Consider the following 19,974-nt stretch of genomic DNA (forward strand, 5'->3'; position numbering starts at 1 on the left):
GGAGCTAAGCTCCCCTCAAACGATTGGTTTCGAACAGTAAGGTGTTCCGGTGACGGATTTCGAAAAGACCCGCTCGCTCTTCTATCTGCCGGAAGGCATGATCTATCTCGACGGCAATTCGCTCGGACCGCTGCCGCTTGCAGCCAAGGAACGGGTCGCCAGGCTGATGGCTGATGAATGGGGCGAGCTGCTGATCAAGGGCTGGAACAAGGCCGGCTGGATGACGCTGCCACGGCGAATCGGCGACCGGGTGGCCAAGCTGATCGGGGCGGCGGAAGGCACGGTCGTCATGGGAGATACGCTGTCGATCAAGGTCTACCAGGCGCTCGCTTCGGCATTGGAACTCGTGCCGGAACGCAAGGTCGTATTGTCCGACAGCGGTAATTTTCCATCCGACCTCTATATGGCGCAGGGCCTGATCGGCTCGCTCGGCAAAGGTCTTGAGCTGAAGATCGTCGAGCCGGAAGGCGTCGAAGCTGCGATCGACGAAACCGTCGCCGTGGTCATGCTGACCGAAGTGGATTATCGCACCGGAAGGCTGCACGACATGAAGGTGCTGACCGAAAAGGCTCATGCCGCAGGCGCGATCACCGTCTGGGATCTCGCCCATACCGCCGGCGCCCTGCCGGTCGACCTGGCCGACGCCGACGCGGATTTCGCGGTTGGCTGCACCTACAAATATCTGAACGGCGGGCCTGGCGCGCCGGCCTTCATCTATGTTGCCCCGCGTCATGCGCACAAGGTGCGGCCGGCGCTGTCCGGCTGGCTGGGGCACGAACGGCCCTTCGCCTTCGATCTCGGTTATCGTCCGGGCGGCGGTATCGACCGCATGCGGGTCGGCACGCCGCCGATCATCGGGCTTGCGGCGCTCGACGCCGCACTCGATGCCTGGGACGGCGTCGATATGGCGGACCTGCGGCGGCAGTCGATAAACCTCTGCGATCTGTTCGTCGCGGAAGTCGAAAAGCGCTGCCCGATGCTGAAGCTCGGTTCTCCTCGCGATGGGACGAAGCGCGGCAGCCAGATTTCCTTTCTGCACGATGAAGGCTACGCGATCATGCAGGCCCTGATCGCGCGCGGCGTGATCGGCGATTTCCGCGCTCCGAACGCCATTCGCTTCGGCTTCACGCCCCTCTATATCGGCGAGGCCGAGGTGTTGGGAGCAGTGAATATCCTCGAAGACATCATGACCAATCGCCTCTGGGACACAGCCGAATATAAACAGCGGGCATTGGTGACCTGATCGGATGACGGAAGAACGGGCCGCGTCCCCCCGAAAGCTCTCCAAGGTCGTGCCTTACCGGCTCGCGCGCAGCAACGCGGAAATGATGAAGCTCGTCAGCCTGCTTTGCGAGGCCAACGGTTTCAAGCTGAATATCTGGCGGGTCATGTCCGCGATCGGCACCTATCAATCGATCTCGCCGATGGAAATCGGCAAGCTTACGACGATCGACAAGGCGATGGTGTCGCGCGCGATCCGCGAACTGGTCGACCGCGACCTGATCGACCGCCGCACCGACGCACGTGATGCGCGATGGGCCCAGATCCAGCTGACGGCAGCAGGAACGGCCATCTACGAAAAGATGGTGGCCGGCATCGATGCCCTCGAGAGACACATGTTCGGCGATCTGCCGCCCGAAAAGACCGCAGCATTCATGGAGATACTCGAACTGATCGAACGTCGCGCCAGGTTGGCCCGTGATATGGTGGAATTGAACGGTAAAGCCGGTTTGGCGCGGCTGTTGGGGGGCGATGCCGAGTAGGGCTTGCGACCCCTGCCGCATTCAAACCGGCCTTCGTAAGCTTTACATAACCATTATCAGAATTGTTTACAAAGAAACAATCTCCCTGTAAACAAATGGCGGGGCGGGAGGAGATCGCCCGCTTTTGTCCTGGGAGGATCCTATGAAGAACCGGTTTTTTGCTGGAATGGCGCCTGTTGCCGTCCTGTCCTTTTCCTTGTTTGCAAGCTCTGCACTGGCTGACGTGACGATTGGCGTGACCATATCGTCGACCGGCCCGGGTGCGGCGCTCGGCATTCCGCTGAAGAACTCCGTCGAATTGTGGCCAGCCGAAGTGGGCGGCGAAAAGCTGAAGGTCATCGTTCTCGATGATGCCGGCGACCCCTCGGTTGCCACCACCAATGCCCGCCGCTTCGTCAACGACGACAAGGTCGATGTCATCGTCGGTTCCGCGCTGACGCCCGCTTCGATCGCTGTTGCCGGTGTTGCCGGTGAAACCAGTACGCCGCATCTCTCCTGCTCGCCGGTTCCGCCGGCCATTTCCAAAGGCAAGTGGACCTTTGTGATGCCGCAGGATGCCGGCCTGATCGCCAGGAACCTGTTTGCCAAGATGAAGGCCGATGGCGTCAAGACGGTCGGTTATATCGGCTTCTCCGATAGCTACGGCGACCTGTGGATGGGCCAGTTCAAGGCGATCGGCGAACAGTACGGCCTGAAGGTCGTGGCCGACGAGCGTTATGCCCGCCCCGACACCTCCGTTTCCGGCCAGGTGCTGAAACTCGTGGCCGCGCGTCCGGATGCCGTCTTCGTCGGCGCCTCGGGCACCGGTGCCGCGCTGCCGCAGATCGGTCTGCGCGAACGTGGCTTCGCCGGCAAGATCTACCAGACCCATGGCGCCGTGACCTTCGACTTCCTGCGCATCGCCGGCAAGGCTGCAGACAACACGATCTTCGCGTCCGGCCCGGCCATGGCGCCGGAAGCCCTGCCCGATACCGCGGAGACCAAGCCGGAAGGCATGGCCTACGTGACGGCCTACGAAAAGAAGTACGGTCCCGGCACCCGCACCCAGTTCGGCCCGCATATCAACGATGCCATGGCCATCCTCAAGAAGGCCATCCCGGTCGCGCTGAAGAAGGCAAAGCCCGGCACGCCGGAATTCCGCGCTGCTCTCCGTGACGCCATCGAAACCGGCGGTCCCTTCCCGGCAAGCCAGGGCGTCTTCAACTTCAAGGCCGACGATCACCTCGGCCTCGACGACCGCGCCGTCGTGCTGTTCACGGCCAAGAACGGCAAGTTCGAGATCACCAAGTAATCCGGCGAATAAACGAGGCCCGGCGTCCGCGCCGGGCCTTTTTGCAGCGTCTTTTCTGTTATCGGGGGAAATTCCTTGGACGCGATGATTGCGACCTTCCTGATCCAGGATGGTGTCACCAATGGCGCGATCTATGCGCTTCTCGGTCTGGCGCTGGTCCTGCTCTTTTCGGTCACGCGGGTGATCTTCATCCCCCAGGGCGAATTCGTCGCCTATGGCGCGCTGACGCTGGCGCTTCTCGACGGCGGGAAGGTGCCCGCCACCACATCGCTTCTCGTCTGTTTCGGGGCGGTTGCTTTCCTGTTCGACCTTTGGAGCATGCGCCTCGGTACCGATGTCCGCACCTTTCTGCGCAGCCTCGCGCTCAACCTGGTGCTCCCCGGCGTGATCTACGGCATCACCATCGTGCTTGCGCCGCTCGACCTTCCGTCCGTTGCGAAGGCCCTGCTCACCATTCTGATCATCACGCCCATGGGCGTCTACGTCTACCGGATCGCCTACCGGCCGCTTGCCGATGCGTCCGTGCTTGTCCTGCTGATTGCCTCGGTTGGCGTGCATCTCGCCATGATGGGGCTTGGCCTCGTCTTCTTCGGCGCGGAGGGCCTGCGCGCCGAACCGCTCGCCGACGACAACTACACGATCGGAGCCTTGATGGTGAGCGCCCAGAGCCTCTGCATCTACGGAGCGACGATCGCGATCATCATCGGCCTCTACATGTTCTTCGAGCGAACCCTGCTCGGCAAGGCGCTGCGCGCGACCGCCGTCAACCGGCTCGGCGCACGGCTGGTCGGCGTCCGCACCCATCTGACCGGCGTCACCGCCTTCACGCTGGCAGCCGCCATCGGGGCCGTTTCCGGGGTGCTGATCGGCCCGATCACCACGATCTATTACGACACCGGCTTCCTGATCGGCCTCAAGGGCTTCGTGGCGGCGATCATCGGCGGGCTTGCGAGCTTCCCGATCACCGCGATCGCCGCGATCGGCGTCGGCCTGGTCGAATCCTTCTCGTCCTTCTTCGCCAGCAGTTACAAGGAGGTCATCGTCTTCGGGCTCATCATTCCAGTCCTGATCTGGCTGTCGCTGAGCGGCGGCTTCCACGAGGAGGAGTGAGCGATGAAGATCGAGCGTTTGCTTCCCGGCCTCGCCGGCATCGTTTTCCTGGCGATCATTCCCCTCCTGCCGGTGCCGCCCTTCTGGCTGACGATCCTCAACAATATCGGCCTCGCCTCGCTGGTGACGATCGGCCTCGTGCTCTTGACCGGCGTCGGCGGTCTCACCTCGTTCGGCCAGGCCGCCTTCTGCGGTTTCGGCGCCTATACGACGGCAGTGCTGAGCACGAACTACGGCTTGTCGCCGTGGCTGACCCTGCCGTTGTCGCTGATCGTCGGGGCGGCGACCGCCCTGCCGCTCGGCCTCATCACCGTGCGCCTTTCCGGCCATTTCCTGCCGCTCGGCACGATCGCCTGGGGCCTGGCGCTTTATTATCTGTTCGGCAAGATCGACCTCCTCGGCCGTTACGACGGCATTTCCGGCATCCCGCCGATTGAATTCTCCGGCTATCGCTTCATGAGCGACGGGTCGATCTATTACCTCATCTGGTTTTTCGTGATTGCGGTCGCAATCGGCGCGAAAAACCTGCTCGACTCGCGGATCGGCCGTGGTATCCGGGCACTGCGCGGCGGCGGCCAGGCGGCGGAAGCCTTCGGCGTCAACATCGTGCGCGCCAAGCTTACCGTCTTCGTGTTCGCCGGCGTGGTCGCGGCCCTTTCCGGCTGGCTCTACGCCCACATGCAGCGCTCGGTGAACCCGACGCCGTTCGGGCTCAGCATGGGCATCGAATATCTGCTGATGGCCGTGGTCGGTGGCTCCGGCCATGTCTGGGGGGCGATCTTCGGTGCCAGCATCGTGCTGATCCTGAAGGAACTGCTGCAGCGTTTCCTGCCGGATCTGGTCGGCACGACCGCCAACTTCGAAATGGTGGTTTTCGGCATCCTGCTGGTGGTGACCCTGCAGCTCGCCCGGGACGGTCTCTGGCCATTCGTATTGAAGCTCCTGCCGAAGCGGCCAGCGCGGCCTCTGCCCACTTCCGACGACAGGCTTGCCAAACGAACGCTCGCGCCGGCCGGCTCGTCGCTGATCAAGGTGGAAAAGGCGCGAAAAGCCTTCGGCGGGCTGGTCGCGGTCAACGATGTCAGTTTCGAAGTGCGCGCCGGCCAGGTCGTCGGCCTGATCGGCCCGAACGGCGCCGGCAAGAGCACGACCTTCAACCTCATCACCGGCCTCGCTTCATTGACCAGCGGATCGGTTTTCTACGAGGGCCAGCCGATGTCCGGCGACAGCCCGCGCGAAGTCGCCAAACACGGCATCGCCCGCACCTTCCAGCACGCAAAGATCCTGCCGGACATGTCGGTATTGGAAAATGTCGCGCTCGGCGCGCATCTGCGCGGCTCGGCCGGCGTCTTCAGGAGCTTCCTGCGGCTGGAGCGGAGGCAGGAGGCGACGCTGCTTGCAGAGGCCGCCTATCAGCTCGACCGCGTCGGGCTCGGCGCCTATCGCGACCGGCCAGCCGGCGATCTGGCGCTCGGCCAGATCCGCATCCTGGAGATCGCCCGCGCCCTGTCCGCCGACCCGGCCGTGCTGCTGCTCGACGAACCCGCGGCGGGCCTGCGTCACGGTGAAAAACAGGAGCTCGCCAACCTCTTGAAGAAGCTGCGCGAAGAGGGCGTCAGCGTGCTCCTCGTCGAACACGACATGGGCTTCGTCATGGGTCTCGTCGACCATCTCGTGGTGCTCGATTTCGGCACCCTGATCGCCGAAGGCAAGCCGGCCGACGTGCGCAAACATCCGGCGGTCGTCGCCGCCTATCTGGGAGGTGTCGCATGAGCGGAAACCTGCTCGAACTCTCCGACCTTCACGTCTCCTACGGCCGAGCCGAGGTGCTGCACGGCATATCGATGAGCATGAAGCCCGGCAGCATCGTTACCGTGATCGGTGCGAACGGCGCCGGCAAATCGACGCTGCTCAACGCCATCATGGGCATCGTCCCCTCCTCCGGCACGATCGTCTACGACGGCGCACCCGTGCCGCGCTCGGTCGAAGGCCGCGTTGCCGGCGGCCTCTGCCTCGTGCCGGAAAAACGCGAACTGTTCTCCACCATGTCGGTCGAGGACAATATAGAGCTCGGCGGCTTCCTCCGCAGCGCCACTGAGCGCGCCAAGACGCGCGACGACGTCTACGCGCGTTTTCCGCGCCTGGCCGAACGGCGCAAGCAGCTTGCCGGTACGCTTTCAGGCGGCGAACGGCAGATGCTGGCGCTTGCCCGGGCCCTGATGAGCCGGCCGCGCCTGCTGCTGCTCGACGAACCGAGCCTGGGCCTCGCGCCGAAGATCGTCATCGACATCCTCAACATCGTCTCGGAACTGCGAAAGACCGGTGTCTCGATCCTGCTCGTCGAGCAGAATGCCCGGGCCGCGCTCGAAATCGCCGACGAGGGTTACCTGGTCGAACTGGGCGAAGTCCGCCTTTCGGGCCCGGCAAGTGAAATGGCGGTCAATCCGGCTTTGATGGAAAGCTATCTCGGCACCCATTCCTGACGAGATAATTCGGCCGGGCCGCGGTCGATCAATCGAAGCTCTCGACCAGCTTCCGGCGAAATTCGTCCATGCGATAGACCGCGGTGGACGGCTGCGGGATCATGCCCTTCTGCCAGTTCCAGCCCTCGAGACGCTTCAGGAGTTCCGGGTTGCCGGTGACGATATGCACCGGCACGTCGCGCGAGGCGCCTTCGCCGGCAACGATCGACGCCGGCTGGTGATCGCCGAGCAGGATGAACAGCGTGTTCTTTCCGTAACGCGCCATGTAGGAGCCGAGCGTTTCGAGCGTATAATCGATCGAGGTGAGGTATTGCGCCCGGACGCGGTTGGGATCGGCCCAGACGACCGAGGGTGGATCGCCGCTTTCCGCCTGCGCATTAAAGACGGCGCCGTCGCCGACCTTATCCCAGGGGATCAGCGACGGGATAGGCGTCCAGGGGGCGTGGCTGGAGATCAGCGCCATTTCCGCCATGACCGGTTTGTGGCCGGGCTTGTCACGGGCCTGCCGTTCCAGCCTCTCGAACGCCTCGAGCGTGAACTGATCCGGCATCGTCACCCAATTGAAGGGTTTTCCGCGATATCCGAGTCCCGCGGCGGCATGGATGCTGTCGTAGCCGAAATAACCGGCTTCCGGCCAGTCGAGCGTGATCGCCGGCATGACCGCCGTGGTGCGCCAGCCGGAGGAACGGAAGAGGTTGTTGAGGCTCGGCCGCTCGCTGGTGATCATCCGGTCGTAGCGGCCCTGACTGTTGACCCAGAGGCCGGAGAGCAGCGTGCCATGCGCCAGCCAGCTGATGCCGCCGACCGTCGGCGAAGTCAGCCACCCGCTGCGTGCCTGCAGGCCTGCTGCCTCGATCTCCTTCTCCACCGAGGTCAGCCGGCTGTTGAGGCGCGCCGCATAACGCGGATCCTCGATCGCACTGCGGCCATAGGATTCGATAAAAATCAGGACGACATCGGTACCGGCAAGCGCCGAGAAATACGGCCCGGCGGGCCGCGGATCCTGCTTCAATTCGTCCTCGAACCGGGCGAGATCGGCAATCGAGTCCTTCACCATGCCGACGCGATTGACGAAATAGGAAGCTGCATGCGCTTCGACCCCGAGATTGCGACGATCGGGGTTCTGGACCACCAGCGCCGCCAGTCCGATCAGCAGCACCGTGCCGCTGACGAGAACGGACTTGCGCCGGCCCCCGAATGAGAGGCGCCGAAAACCGCCGAGCGACCAATGGAGAAGGGTAGCGACAACCAGCCATGCCAGAAGGCCCATGCAGATGATTGCAACCGCCTCGGTGATGCCCAAGGCGCCGCTCAGGAGATTCCAGCCGTCGGTGAAGATCTTCAGATCCAGATAGGGATTGAATGGCCGCTGGAAGGCCGTGCCGGTGCCGATATCCGCAAGCTTCAGGAACAGCATTGCGGCAAGCAGCAGCGTGACGGCCCAGCGCAGGAGAGAAAAGCCGATCCCCCTAAACGCCGATGCCAGCAGCGCTATCCCGACGACTTCCAGCGGAAACCGCAGTTCCGAGAATTCGTTGTAATTGGAAGGCAGAGTCAGAATCGCGACCATGATCGCAAGCGAAATCGTGATCCTCGGGATCGGTGATCCATTTGCCTTGCGTTGCGCGATATGCCCTATTCTGACGGCGTCACTCTGGCGAAAAGGCCGATACTCGTTCATGCGCTGCCATTCCTGCAAAACCTTCGGCCCATGCGTTTTCTGAAACTTATAGGCTTATCTGCGGCCCTTGCACTTCTCATTGCCGTGATCCTGAGCTTCGATCCGCAACGGATTGCCGCAGGCCTGGCATCGGCCGATCCAGCCTATGTGGTTGCGGGGCTTCTGCTGGTTCAGGTGCAGATCATGCTCTCGGCGCTCCGCTGGCGGTTTACGGCAGCTCGGCTGGGCCAGCACCTGGGCGTGGGGCAGGCGATCGGCGACTATTATCTGGGAACCCTGCTCAATCAACTCCTGCCGGGCGGAGTGGCAGGCGATGCGGTTCGCGCCTTTCGCAATAGAACCCATGGCGACGGCGGCTGGAAAGTGCCGACGCAGGCCGTGCTCTTCGAGCGGGTCGCCGGCCAGGGGGTATTTTTCGTCATAGCGACCTTCGGCGTCATGTTCTGGCCGCTTCTGGGCGGAGCAGCGATCCCGGAAGACCTGCGCCATCTTCTCTCCGGCTTCGCGCTCGCCGTCGCAAGCCTCGCCATCGTGTTTATGCTGACGCTCTGTTTCCCGCCGCGCCGCATCCGACCGCCGCTTGAAAAATTGAAGGCCGCCCTGGCTCAGGTCTTTTTGCAGGATAGAGCCTGGATCGTGCAATCCTTGTTCAGCCTCGTCATCGTCGCAAGCTATATTGCGATGTTCATGCTCGCCTCGGCGGCCGTCGGGGCGCCCTTGCCGGCACTCGCGGCCATCACCGCCATCCCGCTCTGTCTGCTGATGATGCTGATCCCCGCCACGATCGCCGGCTGGGGCGCCAGAGAGGCGGCAGCGGCGGCGCTCTGGCCGCTCTTCGGTTATGCCGCGTCCGACGGCGTGACCGCCAGCATCCTCTACGGCATTCTGGCGCTTGCGGGCGCAGCACCCGGCCTGATGTTCATCCTGGCGACACTCGTCGGCAGACGGAACCGCTGATCTTTCAGCCCTCCAGCCGGGCATAGATATCGCCGGACGGCGCCTGGCCGGAAAGGCCGCCAATCTCGCCCAGCATCTCATCGGCAGCAATCCACTGGTGATGAACGAACCGATGCCGCTCGCCCTCGACGCGGTTGAAGCGATAGGGCCCAAGTTTCCGCAAATGGCCGATCGCCTCCTCGGCGATTTCCATGGTTGCCGGAATATATTCGAAGGCGATCAGCGGGATAGGGTGGTGCAGCCCGGCGATGATATCCGCTTCCGCGCCCTCCACATCGATCTTGCAGAAGGCCGGCAACCCGTATTCTTCGATCAGCGCGTCGAGTGTCGTCATCTCCACCCGCTCGACCCGGTCCCAGGTGACGTTGCGGAACCCGGCGGTCTTCTCGACTTTCGAAATCCACGACGAGGAAATGCTCGTCACGGTCGGATGGCGGCTGGAAATGTGCAGATCGACGCTGCCGGGCTCCTTGCCGACCGCCTTGCGCAGCAGCGTCAACTCTTCGCCCGCGAAGGATCTGGCAATAAAATCGGCAAACAACGGCTGCGGCTCCAGGGCGACGATCCTGGCGCCGAGCGACAGAAGCGTCCGGCTGCGGCTGCCGGCATGCGCACCGATATCGAATACGAGATCGCCTTTGCGGACGAGGCCCGCATAGAACCGCTTCAGCGAAGAACGCCGCCAGGGCTGGCCGTAATAGATCAGCAGCGAGCGTGTCAGCCCCAGGGAAGCGGAAAAATCAGGCCGCGGCATGATGGCTCCTGCTCGCACTCACCAGGAAGATCACGTCGACGGCGAAGGAATAGGTGAGCGAAGCGAGGGCCGCAGCCGCAAGCAGGGTGGAGACCGGCGAGGTAACGACCGGAAACAGCATCAGACAGAGCGCCACGCCCTGAACGACGCAGATCGCCTTGCGGCGCATCGAATGCGGCAGTTCGCCCCTCAGCGCCGGAAAGACCGCCTGCGCCCCGACATAGGCATAGCGCATCAGGCCGATCAGCAGGATCCAAAGTCCCGCCTTGCCGAGCAACACTGCCGCGAGCGACAGGAAGAGGATCAGCAGCGCGTCGATTTCCATGTCGAATCGCGCGCCGAACCGGGAAGACGTGCCCGCCTGCCGTGCGAGGAAGCCGTCGACACCATCCAGGACGATCGCGAAAGCGACTAAGAAGCCCAGCATCCACAAGGCGCCCTGGTCGAAGCCCACGCCGAATTGCGGCGACGCCAGCACCATCCCGCCTAAAACCGACGTGAGGGCGGCACGGATTGTCGTCACGATATTGGCCGCGCCGAAACGCCCATGCCCATGCGCGCGCAGATTGCCGAGCGCTACGGCGGAAATCGCCGCATAGATGATGAAGGCGCAGCAGGCCGCGGCCGTATCGATGCCGAGCCAGTCGCCAAGGAAATGCATGGCCGCAACCAGCGCAGCCGCGACGGTCATGGTTACGGCATAGGCATCCAGGGAGAGCAAGCGGTGAGCTCTGCGTGCCGCCTGGCGATCCAGCGGCCCGGCATTCATCCAGTCAGCCATCGGACGTGCCTTCCTCGTCCAAGGGATGATATGAAATATTCATGACGCTCTCCTCACAGGCACTACATGGAGAAGAATACGGTGAGCAGCAAATGCCGGATCCGAAAAACCGCCGTCAAATAAACGTGATGGCCATATCGCCCTCTCGCCGGACGGCTCCCTTGCCGTCATCGTCGAAGCCTCTAGGTCTGGATTGTTATGGCGTGAAAGGTGTGAGGCGTGACAAGGCGTGAGACAGTTCCGAATGCGGCAACGCAGAAGGACGGAAGAGCCCTCTGGATCGAGGAGACGGGCCGTTGCGCGCTTCGGCAGGAGAAGCGGCCTACGGCCTGCGAGGGCGAGGTTGTCGTCCGAACGCTCTATAGCGGCATCAGCCGAGGTACCGAATCGCTCGTTTTTGCCGGACAGGTGCCGGAAAGCGAATACGAGCGCATGCGTGCCCCGCACCAGGCCGGCCAATTCCCCTTCCCGGTGAAATACGGCTATGCCGCCGTCGGCTTGGTCGAAGAAGGGCCCGAACGCCTCGTCGGCAAAGCGGTCTTCTGCCTGCATCCCCATCAAGACCGTTTTCGCGTGCCCGTTTCCGCCACCCACCCGCTTGCCGCCGGCCTGTCCCCACAGCGCGCCGTGCTGGCCGCCAATATGGAGACCGCGCTCAATATCACCTGGGATGCAGGCATTCAGCCAGGTGACCGGGTAGCGGTGTTCGGGGCCGGCGTGATCGGGCTTCTGGTCGCTTACCTTGCCTCGCGGATCATCGGCACCGAGGTGGTGATTTCCGATATCGAGGCGGAGCGTGCCGGACCCGCCGAGGCTCTCGGCCTCCGTTTTTTATCTGCCGGTCATGTGCCCCATGATTGCGACGTGCTGATCAATGCCTCCGCGTCGGCGGACGCCCTGGCGACGGCGCTCGATCACGCCGGTATCGAGGCGCGCATCGTCGAGGCCAGCTGGTATGGTGAAAAGCACGTGGAGATCCCTCTCGGCGGCGCTTTCCATGCCAAGCGGCTCTCCATCGTCAGCTCACAGGTGGCCTCCCTGCCGCCGGGGCGACGGGCCCGCTGGGACACAAGGCGACGCATGGGCAAGGCGCTCCAGCTTCTCGCCGATGACCGGCTCGACTACCTGATTTCGGGCGAAACACCGTTCGAGACCATCGCCGCCGATTATGCCGAAATTATCGGTTCGGCTGCCACGCTCTGTCATCGCATCAAGTATTGAAGGAAATCCCGCATGTTCGCCGTCGAAGTCCGCGATCACATCATGATCGCGCATAGTCTTGCCCGCCCGGTCTTCGGCCCCGCCCAAGGCATGCACGGCGCAACCTTCGTGGTCGACGCCGCCTTCTTCACCAGCGATCTGGACGAGAACGGCCTTGCGGTGGATATCGGGCTTGCGACCGACGTGCTGAAGGAAGTGCTGGCGCCGCTCAACTACCAGAACCTTGACACGCTGGAGATTTTCGCCGGCAAGGTGACGACGACGGAATTCCTCGCCAAGCACATATTCGACCGCATCGCCGATGCCGTCCGGAACGGCCGGCTCGGTGAGGGTGGTAGCCGCATCCGCAAACTGCGGGTCATGCTGCACGAATCGCACACCGCCCGCGGCTGGTTCGAGGCCGAGCTGTGAGCCGCGATCTCGTCTTCGCCTATCCGGGCGAGCTCGAAACCCGCACGGGCGGTTACGGCTACGATCGCCGTGTCGTCGCGGCCCTGCGCGACCTCGGCTGGAATGTCGAACTGATCTCCCTCGGCGAGGGTTTTCCGAACCCGGACGCAAAACAGCTCGACGATGCCGGAGGAAGGCTCTCCGGGCTAGCCGATGACAGTCTCGTGCTGATCGACGGATTAGCCTTCGGCGCGATGGACGAATGGGCGGGCCGACACGCGAAACGCCTGAAGATCATGGCGCTCGTGCACCACCCGCTGGCGCTGGAGACGGGGCTCGACGGCAAGCAGCAAGAAGCCGCGGCCGCCCGGGAGAAGGCGGCTCTGGCGCACACCCGCGGCGTTATCGTCACGTCGCATTCCACCGCTGCCGAACTGGCCGCCAATTACGCCATCCCCGCGGAAAAGATCACGGTCGCCATCCCGGGCATGGATCCGGCACCGCTGGCTGCTGGTGGCGGCGATCCGCCTCTGATCCTCAGCATCGGCACGCTGACCCACCGCAAAGGCCACGACATATTGATTTCTTCGCTCGAAAAGCTGCGCGATCTGCCATGGACCTGCCGCATCGTCGGCAGCAAGATGCTCGATCCCGGCATCGCAGCAGAGCTCGAACGCCAGGTCGCCCAATCCGGTCTCGGCGACCGCATCGAATTCGCCGGCCAGATCGACGACACACGCTCCGAATTCGCCAAGGCCGACATCTTTGCGTTGGCGAGCCGTTATGAAGGTTACGGCATGGTGTTCGCCGAGGCGCTCGCCCAGGGGCTGCCGATCGTCGGCTGTGCGGCGGGGGCCGTGCCGGACGTCGTGCCCGAAAGCGCCGGCTTTCTCGTTCCGCCGGACGACCCGGCCGCTTTCGCAGCCGCGCTGCGACGGCTGCTGAAAGAGCCCGAAACCCGCATTTCCATGGCCGACGCCGCAGCGATCGCCGGTGCCGGGCTTCCTTCCTGGCGGGACACCGCCATCACCATCTCCGGTTTTCTGGAAACCGTTCGATGAGCGGCTTCCACAGGGATTGGCTGGCGCTGCGCGAACCCGTGGATGTTCTCGCACGGGACGCGGACTTGCTGGGAGCGGCTATACAATCCCTCGAAAGCGTCTCGGCCCCAACCGTCCTCGATATCGGCTGCGGCACCGGCTCGACCTTCCGCGTGCTCTCCCCCAGGCTTCGAAAGCCGGCTCACTTTCGGCTTTTCGACCACGACCACCGGCTGCTGGACGAAGCCCGCGGCCTGCATGGCGATGCTGTCGACCTCATTCAGGGGGATCTCAACGAGCTCGGAGCGCTGCCGCTCGCCGAAGTCAGTCTCGTGACCGCGTCTGCGCTCTTCGATCTCTGTTCGGAGCAGTTCATTCGCCGCTTCGTCGCCCATATCGCGCAGAAGGGCGCCGGTCTCTACGCGGCGCTCAACTATGACGGCCGAATGCGCTGGTCGAAGCCGCATCCGCTGGACGAGGCCGTGCTTGCAAGCTTCAACGCCCATCAGCTGAGCGACAAGGGTTTTGGATTTTCGCTGGGGCCGCGGGCGTGGGAGATGCTGGCCGATTGCCTCGGGGAGAGCGGCTATACGGTGAGCACCGCCGAAAGCCCATGGACGATGACCGCAGACCATCGCGAGCTGCAGCGTCTGTTCCTCGACGGCGTGGTGCGCGCAGTCTATGAATACGGCCAGCTCGACGAGAGCGAAATCCGCGACTGGGCCGATTTCCGGCGGAAAATGGTCGACCGCGAAGGCAGCCTATGCCAGGTCGGCCATCAGGACATCCTCGCAATCCGCTGAGACGGTCGCCTGCCGCGCTTCCATGCGGAAATTGCAGTCGAATACAATGTCCGTGCCGATATTGTAGACCTGGACCTCCGGGCGGCGGGCTTCCGACAAGCGGTCGATCGGCGAAAGGCGGATGCCGGCGGGACCCGAACCGATGATGATCGGCGCGACCGAGATATGCAGCCGGTCGATCATCTGGGCATCGACAAAGCGGGAAATGGTGGTGGCGCCTCCTTCGACGAGCACCGTGGTGAGGCCGCGTTCGGCGAGCGCCTCGAGAATATCCCGCGGCGCGAGCCCCCATCCGCCTGGCGCGGCAGCCGGATGATCGTGTGCCGGACATTGAGGAGCGGCATGTCGTCGGCCTGCAGAACGAGCACGGGCGTGCCCCCGTCATGCAGCATCTTGGCCCGCTCCGGCATGCGGCCATTGCAATCCACCACGACGCGCACGGGGCTTCTGCCGCTGACCGCACGAACCGAAAGACTGGGGTTGTCGGCAACGACCGTCCCGACCCCGACGACCACCGCATCCGCCAGCGCCCGGCACCGGTGCAGATGGGCAATGCCGTCGCAGCCCGACACATCCTGGGCATCGCCGGTCGGCGTTGCGACGCGGCCATCCAGAGACTGGCCGACCTGGGCCAGAACCAGAGCCTTACCGCGGATCGCGATCGGCCTGTAGAGCGACAGGCAGGACGCATCGACATCAGCGGAAAGCGCAACCGGGCGCACGGAGCCTTCACGAAGCGAAAGCAGATGCTGCCACAGCTCTTCGGTCATCCTCACTGATCGCATATTCCGCCTCGTCTTCCGGCCGAAAAGAAAGAATGCCGGCACCCTCCCAAAGGTTCCTCGCCCGGCGTATTCGCTTCCAGCTGTAATACGAGCGGAAAATTTCACCAGATCAACATTCCGTCAATGGTCTCGCGAGACAGGGCTCACGATATCGCCAAGACGGATGCCCATTCCCATCGATTTCTGCTGCCGGAATCGTTCAAACGGGTCTATGCAACGCCACCACGCCTGTGCTTGCCAATGCCCCCGACGGTTTCGGATAGTCGCGATGCGATCTCCATGGGTATCCTCAAGGCCATGCAAATGTAATAGATGAAGCCCGGCCAATCGAGTGCAGCTTGTGATGAGAGATATCCAGGAACAGAGTATTATCGAAAGCCTGTCCCAGCGGCACGGGTTCAGCCCTGGTGTGGTCGAGCATCTTGCGATGGCCTTGATCGCCGGGCATGCCAGTCAGGCACAGTTCAACCACGTCGAGCTCGGCGGCATGGGGCAATGGTCAAGCGGGGGCATGATCATGATCGGTGACATGTTCAACAACGGGTTGAAGCACCGGGTGGATATGCTTTGCTCGGAGATCGCCGCTTATATCCGGTCTGGGGAACTCTCCGGCCCGAAGGTAGATCGGCCCTATCAATCTCAGAGCCAGGGCGACGGAAACAGCTTCTTTTACCAGTCGAGTTCGCATAGCAGTTCGTGGCCTCAACATCTCGGCCAACCCTCATCGACGGGCGCGCAGAATAACCTTCGCTATGCCTTCTTCCCGGCAAGCCGCCGCCTGGCCATCGATGTAAACGGGCAGATCACGGTATACGACACAAAAGACCATAACATCGGCGGTTTTTCGCAGCAGCAGAGCGGCGACCAGTCGTTGACCTTCACCTCACAGCACGGCCTCGTGCGCGTATCGGAACTGGAGATCGTATCGGCCGCTGACAACACGCCGGCGCCGAAAGAAGAGCAGGAAACGCCGGCAGGCCAGAGCCAGAGCGTCGCTGCTCCATCAATGGCGGTTCCGAGCACAAATATTCGCTCCTCGCCGGCTGGCGTCGATCCAGACGATATCTTCAGCAAGATTGAACGACTGGCTGGTCTGCATTCGAAAGGCATACTTTCCGACGATGAATTTGCGGCGAAGAAAACTGAGCTGCTCCAACGGCTGTAGGGTTTAGGGCAGCAACCTGGACAGCTCCAAAATAGGTGTTCGCGGCAAAGCATGAACCCGGCCGGTTCTACAATAGAAAATGCCATGAGGGGTGGCGAGCAAATAGGCAGGTCGCGCGGTTAGTGTGGCCCGAGCTGATACCCCGCGACGGCAGCCCAATTTAATGGGTGATCAGGATGACAGCGAAAAACACTGGTAACCAAGGTTCATAGTGGCGGAGAGGGTGGGACTCTCCGCCAGATAGCCGCGCGATACCCGGAAAACCTGCGTTTTTCGTAAGCCTCTGCCCGCATTGTGGAAATACGATACCCGGAGGTGTACCACACGCGATACCCGGATCTCAAGGGCCCTATTCTATGGGATTGCTCGATGGTAAAAACTTCCCGATCGGTATGAATAGGCGTCTCTGACGATCGCACTTCCCGATCGGTAAGAATGGCGTTGAAAGTCAGAAAATCTTCCTGTACGGTAAGCCTGTAAAGGAGACGCAGGATGTTCAGGTCCGCACGTGATTTCGGCACCGCCGTCAGGGAAAAACGCAAAGGTCTCGGCTGGACTCAGACGGCGCTTGCCGCCCGGTCCGGAACAGGCGAACGTTTCATCATCGAACTCGAATCCGGCAAGCCGAGCTGCCAGCTTGAGAAGGCGCTGATCGTCGCGCGCACGGTTGGCATCGAGATCGGTGACCTGAAGACAGTTAAGGCGACACCGACCGCACCGGACGATGACCTCGGCTTCCTGCCGACCTTCGGTGATGGCCGATGACAACCATCTTCTACGAAGCCTTCCTCGTTGGCGAGATGACGTTCGAGGGGGAATGGCGGCTCGACTACGATCCGTCATGGGAGGCGCGCCGCTCGGCCTTCCCAATCTCACTGACCATGCCGCTGCGATCAGGAGCGGTCCACGCAGACAGGCTGCTGCCGTGGCTCGCCAACCTGCTGCCGGAAACCCATCTCGCCGAGATCGGTCAGCGGCTGAAAGTGTCTCCCCAGGACATCGTGGGCCTGCTCGGTCACATCGGCCGCGACACGGCGGGAGCGCTCTCGATCGGAGAACCACGCAAGGCAGGCGTCAACCTGCAGCCCATTCCGGACGACGAAGTACTGGAGCGCATCCTCAACGAGCTTCCGTCCAAACCCTTCCTGGTCGGAGAGCGGGGCGTGTCCATGTCGCTTGCCGGCGTGCAGGAGAAATTGCCCGTCTTCATCGACGAGGAAGGGATCATCTCAATCCCTGTCGATGGAACACCATCGACCCACATCATCAAGCCGGATACCACGCGGTTGGCGGGAAGCGTCGAAAACGAAGCCTTCTGTCTTGCCCTTGCAAGGGCATGCGGATTGGAAGCGGCCGAGGCGACAATAGGCGTAGCCGGCAAACGACGCTATCTGCTGGTGAAGCGCTACGACCGTTTCACGGACCCGCAGGGTGAGATCCGCCGGCTGCATCAGGAGGATCTTTGTCAGCTAACGGGTCATTTTCCGTCGCAGAAATACGAGCGCTCCTCGACAGGCCGCGGCGTGACGCTGAAGATGATGTTCGATGCCGTCAGCGATCTCGTTTCACTTGGCGAGCGCCTGAAGCTTCTGGACGCGGTGATTTTCAACGTACTGATCTGCAACTCCGACTCGCACGCCAAGAATTACTCCATCCTGATCGGTGCGGGCGGATCTGCGAAGATGGCGCCGCTTTACGATTTGATGTGTGCCGCGGTGTATCGTCAGGTCGATCAGAGCCTGCCGCAGGGCATTGCCGGACGTTTCATCGCGCCCGACTTGCATCGACGCGATTGGCAAGCGGTGGCCGAGGAGATCGGGTTGAGCGGCGCATCGACTGCCAGGCGGGTCGAGGAACTTGCGGCCGTAGTTGGTGACGCCTGCGATGATGTCGCGACGCGACTGTTTAAGGCCTCCGGCGATCCGACAAGAATTCTGGAGCGCATCAGCCATAACGTTCAGAAGCGATCCAAACGAATTCACAGGCAGCTTTGAACTCGGGAAATTGCATCGTCTCCAGAGAACCTGGAGGCTTACATCATTTCGGAAGTTTATCGAGATTGTCTCGAAATCCCATCTGTTTTCCCGGCCCAAGCGACCGCCGCTACTACTTTTGTACCTCGGCTTTAGTCCCAGTCACAGGAGAGGTCTAGCGGAAATTGTTTCCGCTTCGGCTCCGAGCGGACACTCTATCAGCATCGGAATGCTTTGGCTGCTTTGCGCCCTCATTGCGGTCATTCAACCCGATCTTGCGATGTCCTGAAAGCTGCCGGTCCGATTGGTCACCGAGCCCGACGAACCTCGAAGACGAAGCAGCCAAAGTTCATCACGAATTCTGGCCGAAGCATCTGGGCAAGGCATAGTCTCTTTCGTCCGAAATGCTGCTGGGGCGAGCATCGAGGTGGTGTGTCTGGACCAGTTCCGTCGCATCTTTTCAAATTGGGTCTTCACCCATTGCCCGCGCAGTAATGCACCTTCTGCAGAACGGGAGGAAACATGGTAGGATCGCGAGCTCGCTTTCCCTACTGATGGAGACCGTGATGGACTTGCTTCGGCGGCTGAGGGATCTGTGCGATGCCTTCAACGCTCATGATCTCGATCTGATCATGACCTACTTCGCTGAAGACTGCATATTGGAGATGCCACGCGGGCGCGATCCATGGGGGTCTCGCTTGGAAGGCAAGACCAAGGTGCGAGAGGCTCTGGCGTCGCGCTTTCAGGGCCTGCCTGACGTTACCTACAACAACGCTGAGCACTTCGTTGATGAAGCATCCGGAACTGGGATATCGAGATGGACCCTCATGGGTACGTCGGTCAACGGGACAAAGACGGAAGTCCAGGGTTGCGATCTTTATACATTTCGGAATGGCCAGGTGATCCGCAAAGATTCCTATTGGAAGATCGTCGAGTAGCCACAAGACCAGATGTTGACGCTCTTGAAGTGCCTCAGCTTTGAGCCGTCGGTCAGCTTCCGGCCGCCCCTCTTGAACCTGGAACTTGTGCGTTACTCCGAGGGCCAATGGTGGCCGAAGGAGAACTCAAATGGGTATCGCACAATATGATCCTGCTGCATTGGGTCGCCCGGCATGGAACGCCGGCCGTAAGGTCGGCGTAAAGAAACCCTTGAAGCAGCGGCAGATTTGGGCAATTCGTTTCTACCTCGATAGAGAGGGACGCATTCGAGACCGAGCGCTGTTCGATCTCGCGATCGACAGTAAGCTACGAGACTGCGATCTCGTTAAGCTCAAAATCGGAACACTCGTCACAGGCCAGGAGATCCGAACCCGAGCCATGGTCGTCCAGCAAAAAACCGGACGTCCTGTCCAATTCGAGATCACGGCTGACGTTAGGGCTAGTTTGCTTGCATGGCTTGAACGGAGAGGCAGAACAATCGATGACTTTGCCTTTCCCAGTCGGGTCGATAATGCCGATCATCTCAGCACTCGCCAGTATGCCAGATTGGTCGATGAGTGGGTTACCGCGATTGGGCTACGAAGCGAAGACTACGGCACTCGCTCCGACGCAACAAGGCGGCGATGATCTACAAAGCTACAGGCAATCTTCGTGCGATCCAGATCCTGCTCGGACATACCAAGATCGAGAACACTGTAAGGTATCTGGGCGTGGACATCGAGGATGCGCTGGAACTGGCGGAGCACACCGAAATTTAAAAATATACAGCCCTGCACACAGCGGGGTCGTGCGTTTCGGCCCGAGCAGCTATGCGCCCTCCTTGTCAGCCATAGATGCA

Annotated in this window: 19 protein-coding genes and 3 pseudogenes; 17 read left to right on the forward strand and 5 right to left on the reverse strand. The window is 62.0% G+C overall.

Features of this window, described 5'->3' with window-relative positions:
* The first annotated feature begins 49 nt into the window (after positions 1 to 49).
* From kynU to LZK81_RS29470, 6 genes and pseudogenes are all read left to right on the forward strand, one after another.
* Positions 50 to 1,243 (forward strand): kynureninase, encoded by a 1,194-nt coding sequence (gene kynU / locus LZK81_RS22385; protein ID WP_233954724.1) that lies wholly within the window; start codon positions 50 to 52, stop codon positions 1,241 to 1,243.
* 4 nt (positions 1,244 to 1,247) lie between these two features.
* Positions 1,248 to 1,763: a MarR family winged helix-turn-helix transcriptional regulator gene (locus tag LZK81_RS22390; protein ID WP_233954725.1), complete on the forward strand. Its 516-nt coding sequence runs from the start codon at positions 1,248 to 1,250 to the stop codon at positions 1,761 to 1,763.
* Positions 1,764 to 1,905: 142 nt separating this feature from the next.
* On the forward strand, positions 1,906 to 3,054 hold the full coding sequence (locus LZK81_RS22395) for an ABC transporter substrate-binding protein (RefSeq protein WP_233954726.1): 1,149 nt from the start codon (positions 1,906 to 1,908) through the stop codon (positions 3,052 to 3,054).
* Between the two features lie 75 nt (positions 3,055 to 3,129).
* The gene (locus tag LZK81_RS22400; protein WP_046628423.1) at positions 3,130 to 4,164 is read left to right on the forward strand and encodes a branched-chain amino acid ABC transporter permease; all 1,035 of its coding nucleotides are present in this window, start codon (positions 3,130 to 3,132) and stop codon (positions 4,162 to 4,164) included.
* 3 nt (positions 4,165 to 4,167) lie between these two features.
* Positions 4,168 to 5,937 (forward strand): ABC transporter permease subunit, encoded by a 1,770-nt coding sequence (locus LZK81_RS22405; protein WP_233954727.1) that lies wholly within the window; start codon positions 4,168 to 4,170, stop codon positions 5,935 to 5,937.
* Positions 5,938 to 6,014: 77 nt separating this feature from the next.
* Positions 6,015 to 6,422 (forward strand): annotated as a pseudogene (locus tag LZK81_RS29470) (ABC transporter ATP-binding protein); the annotation flags it as partial.
* 253 nt (positions 6,423 to 6,675) lie between these two features.
* Here the strand turns inward: LZK81_RS29470 and LZK81_RS22415 are convergent.
* A complete protein-coding gene (locus LZK81_RS22415) occupies positions 6,676 to 8,328 on the reverse strand; it encodes a sulfatase-like hydrolase/transferase (protein WP_233954729.1) in 1,653 nt (550 codons plus the stop codon).
* A 30-nt stretch (positions 8,329 to 8,358) separates the two neighbouring features.
* Between LZK81_RS22415 and LZK81_RS22420 the strand changes: the two genes are divergently transcribed.
* Positions 8,359 to 9,285, forward strand: a complete 927-nt coding sequence (locus LZK81_RS22420; RefSeq protein ID WP_233954730.1) for a lysylphosphatidylglycerol synthase transmembrane domain-containing protein — start codon at positions 8,359 to 8,361, stop codon at positions 9,283 to 9,285.
* A gap of 4 nt (positions 9,286 to 9,289) precedes the next feature.
* Here the strand turns inward: LZK81_RS22420 and LZK81_RS22425 are convergent, their stop codons facing one another.
* Both LZK81_RS22425 and LZK81_RS22430 read right to left on the reverse strand, forming a co-directional pair.
* Positions 9,290 to 10,039 carry an FkbM family methyltransferase gene (locus LZK81_RS22425; protein ID WP_046628413.1) on the reverse strand — a complete coding sequence of 250 codons (750 nt, stop codon included), beginning with the start codon at positions 10,037 to 10,039 and terminating at the stop codon, positions 9,290 to 9,292.
* Positions 10,026 to 10,820: a CDP-alcohol phosphatidyltransferase family protein gene (locus tag LZK81_RS22430; protein ID WP_052753635.1), complete on the reverse strand. Its 795-nt coding sequence runs from the start codon at positions 10,818 to 10,820 to the stop codon at positions 10,026 to 10,028. The genes LZK81_RS22425 and LZK81_RS22430 overlap by 14 nt, the downstream gene beginning before the upstream one ends.
* A 219-nt stretch (positions 10,821 to 11,039) precedes the next feature.
* Here LZK81_RS22430 and LZK81_RS22435 point away from each other — a divergent pair, with 219 nt between their 5' ends.
* The 4 genes from LZK81_RS22435 to LZK81_RS22450 are packed head-to-tail and all read left to right on the forward strand — an operon-like array spanning position 11,040 to position 14,274.
* Positions 11,040 to 12,041, forward strand: a complete 1,002-nt coding sequence (locus LZK81_RS22435; protein WP_233954731.1) for a zinc-dependent alcohol dehydrogenase — start codon at positions 11,040 to 11,042, stop codon at positions 12,039 to 12,041.
* A gap of 12 nt (positions 12,042 to 12,053) precedes the next feature.
* Entirely contained in the window at positions 12,054 to 12,452 is a 399-nt protein-coding gene (locus LZK81_RS22440; protein WP_046612005.1) for a 6-pyruvoyl trahydropterin synthase family protein, read from the forward strand.
* Positions 12,449 to 13,492: a glycosyltransferase family 4 protein gene (locus LZK81_RS22445; protein ID WP_233954732.1), complete on the forward strand. Its 1,044-nt coding sequence runs from the start codon at positions 12,449 to 12,451 to the stop codon at positions 13,490 to 13,492. The genes LZK81_RS22440 and LZK81_RS22445 overlap by 4 nt, the downstream gene beginning before the upstream one ends.
* Entirely contained in the window at positions 13,489 to 14,274 is a 786-nt protein-coding gene (locus tag LZK81_RS22450; protein WP_233954733.1) for a class I SAM-dependent methyltransferase, read from the forward strand. The genes LZK81_RS22445 and LZK81_RS22450 overlap by 4 nt, the downstream gene beginning before the upstream one ends.
* Here the strand turns inward: LZK81_RS22450 and LZK81_RS29275 are convergent.
* Both LZK81_RS29275 and LZK81_RS22455 read right to left on the reverse strand, forming a co-directional pair.
* Positions 14,233 to 14,508, reverse strand: coding sequence for a dihydrofolate reductase family protein (locus LZK81_RS29275; RefSeq protein ID WP_267967546.1), 276 nt, complete (start codon positions 14,506 to 14,508; stop codon positions 14,233 to 14,235). The genes LZK81_RS22450 and LZK81_RS29275 overlap by 42 nt on opposite strands.
* Positions 14,454 to 15,059, reverse strand: coding sequence for a RibD family protein (locus LZK81_RS22455; RefSeq protein WP_267967547.1), 606 nt, complete (start codon positions 15,057 to 15,059; stop codon positions 14,454 to 14,456). The genes LZK81_RS29275 and LZK81_RS22455 overlap by 55 nt, the downstream gene beginning before the upstream one ends.
* Positions 15,060 to 15,402: 343 nt before the next feature.
* Between LZK81_RS22455 and LZK81_RS22460 the strand changes: the two genes are divergently transcribed.
* The 6 genes and pseudogenes from LZK81_RS22460 (at position 15,403) to LZK81_RS22485 (ending at position 19,894) form a co-directional block, all read left to right on the forward strand.
* Positions 15,403 to 16,224 carry an SHOCT domain-containing protein gene (locus LZK81_RS22460; RefSeq protein ID WP_233954734.1) on the forward strand — a complete coding sequence of 274 codons (822 nt, stop codon included), beginning with the start codon at positions 15,403 to 15,405 and terminating at the stop codon, positions 16,222 to 16,224.
* A 492-nt stretch (positions 16,225 to 16,716) separates the two neighbouring features.
* The gene (locus tag LZK81_RS22465) at positions 16,717 to 16,989 is read left to right on the forward strand and encodes a helix-turn-helix domain-containing protein (protein ID WP_233954735.1); all 273 of its coding nucleotides are present in this window, start codon (positions 16,717 to 16,719) and stop codon (positions 16,987 to 16,989) included.
* A complete protein-coding gene (locus LZK81_RS22470) occupies positions 16,986 to 18,218 on the forward strand; it encodes a type II toxin-antitoxin system HipA family toxin (RefSeq protein ID WP_233954736.1) in 1,233 nt (410 codons plus the stop codon). Before LZK81_RS22465 ends, LZK81_RS22470 begins: the two co-directional genes overlap by 4 nt.
* Positions 18,219 to 18,514: 296 nt before the next feature.
* A pseudogene (locus LZK81_RS22475) lies at positions 18,515 to 18,586 on the forward strand (nucleoside deaminase); the annotation flags it as partial.
* 177 nt (positions 18,587 to 18,763) lie between these two features.
* A complete protein-coding gene (locus LZK81_RS22480; RefSeq protein WP_046604588.1) occupies positions 18,764 to 19,135 on the forward strand; it encodes a nuclear transport factor 2 family protein in 372 nt (123 codons plus the stop codon).
* Positions 19,136 to 19,265: 130 nt separating this feature from the next.
* Positions 19,266 to 19,894 (forward strand): annotated as a pseudogene (locus LZK81_RS22485) (tyrosine-type recombinase/integrase).
* Positions 19,895 to 19,974 lie beyond the last annotated feature (80 nt).

The organism is Neorhizobium galegae (assembly GCF_021391675.1).
In the GTDB taxonomy this organism is placed as follows: Bacteria; Pseudomonadota; Alphaproteobacteria; order Rhizobiales; family Rhizobiaceae; genus Neorhizobium; species Neorhizobium galegae_B.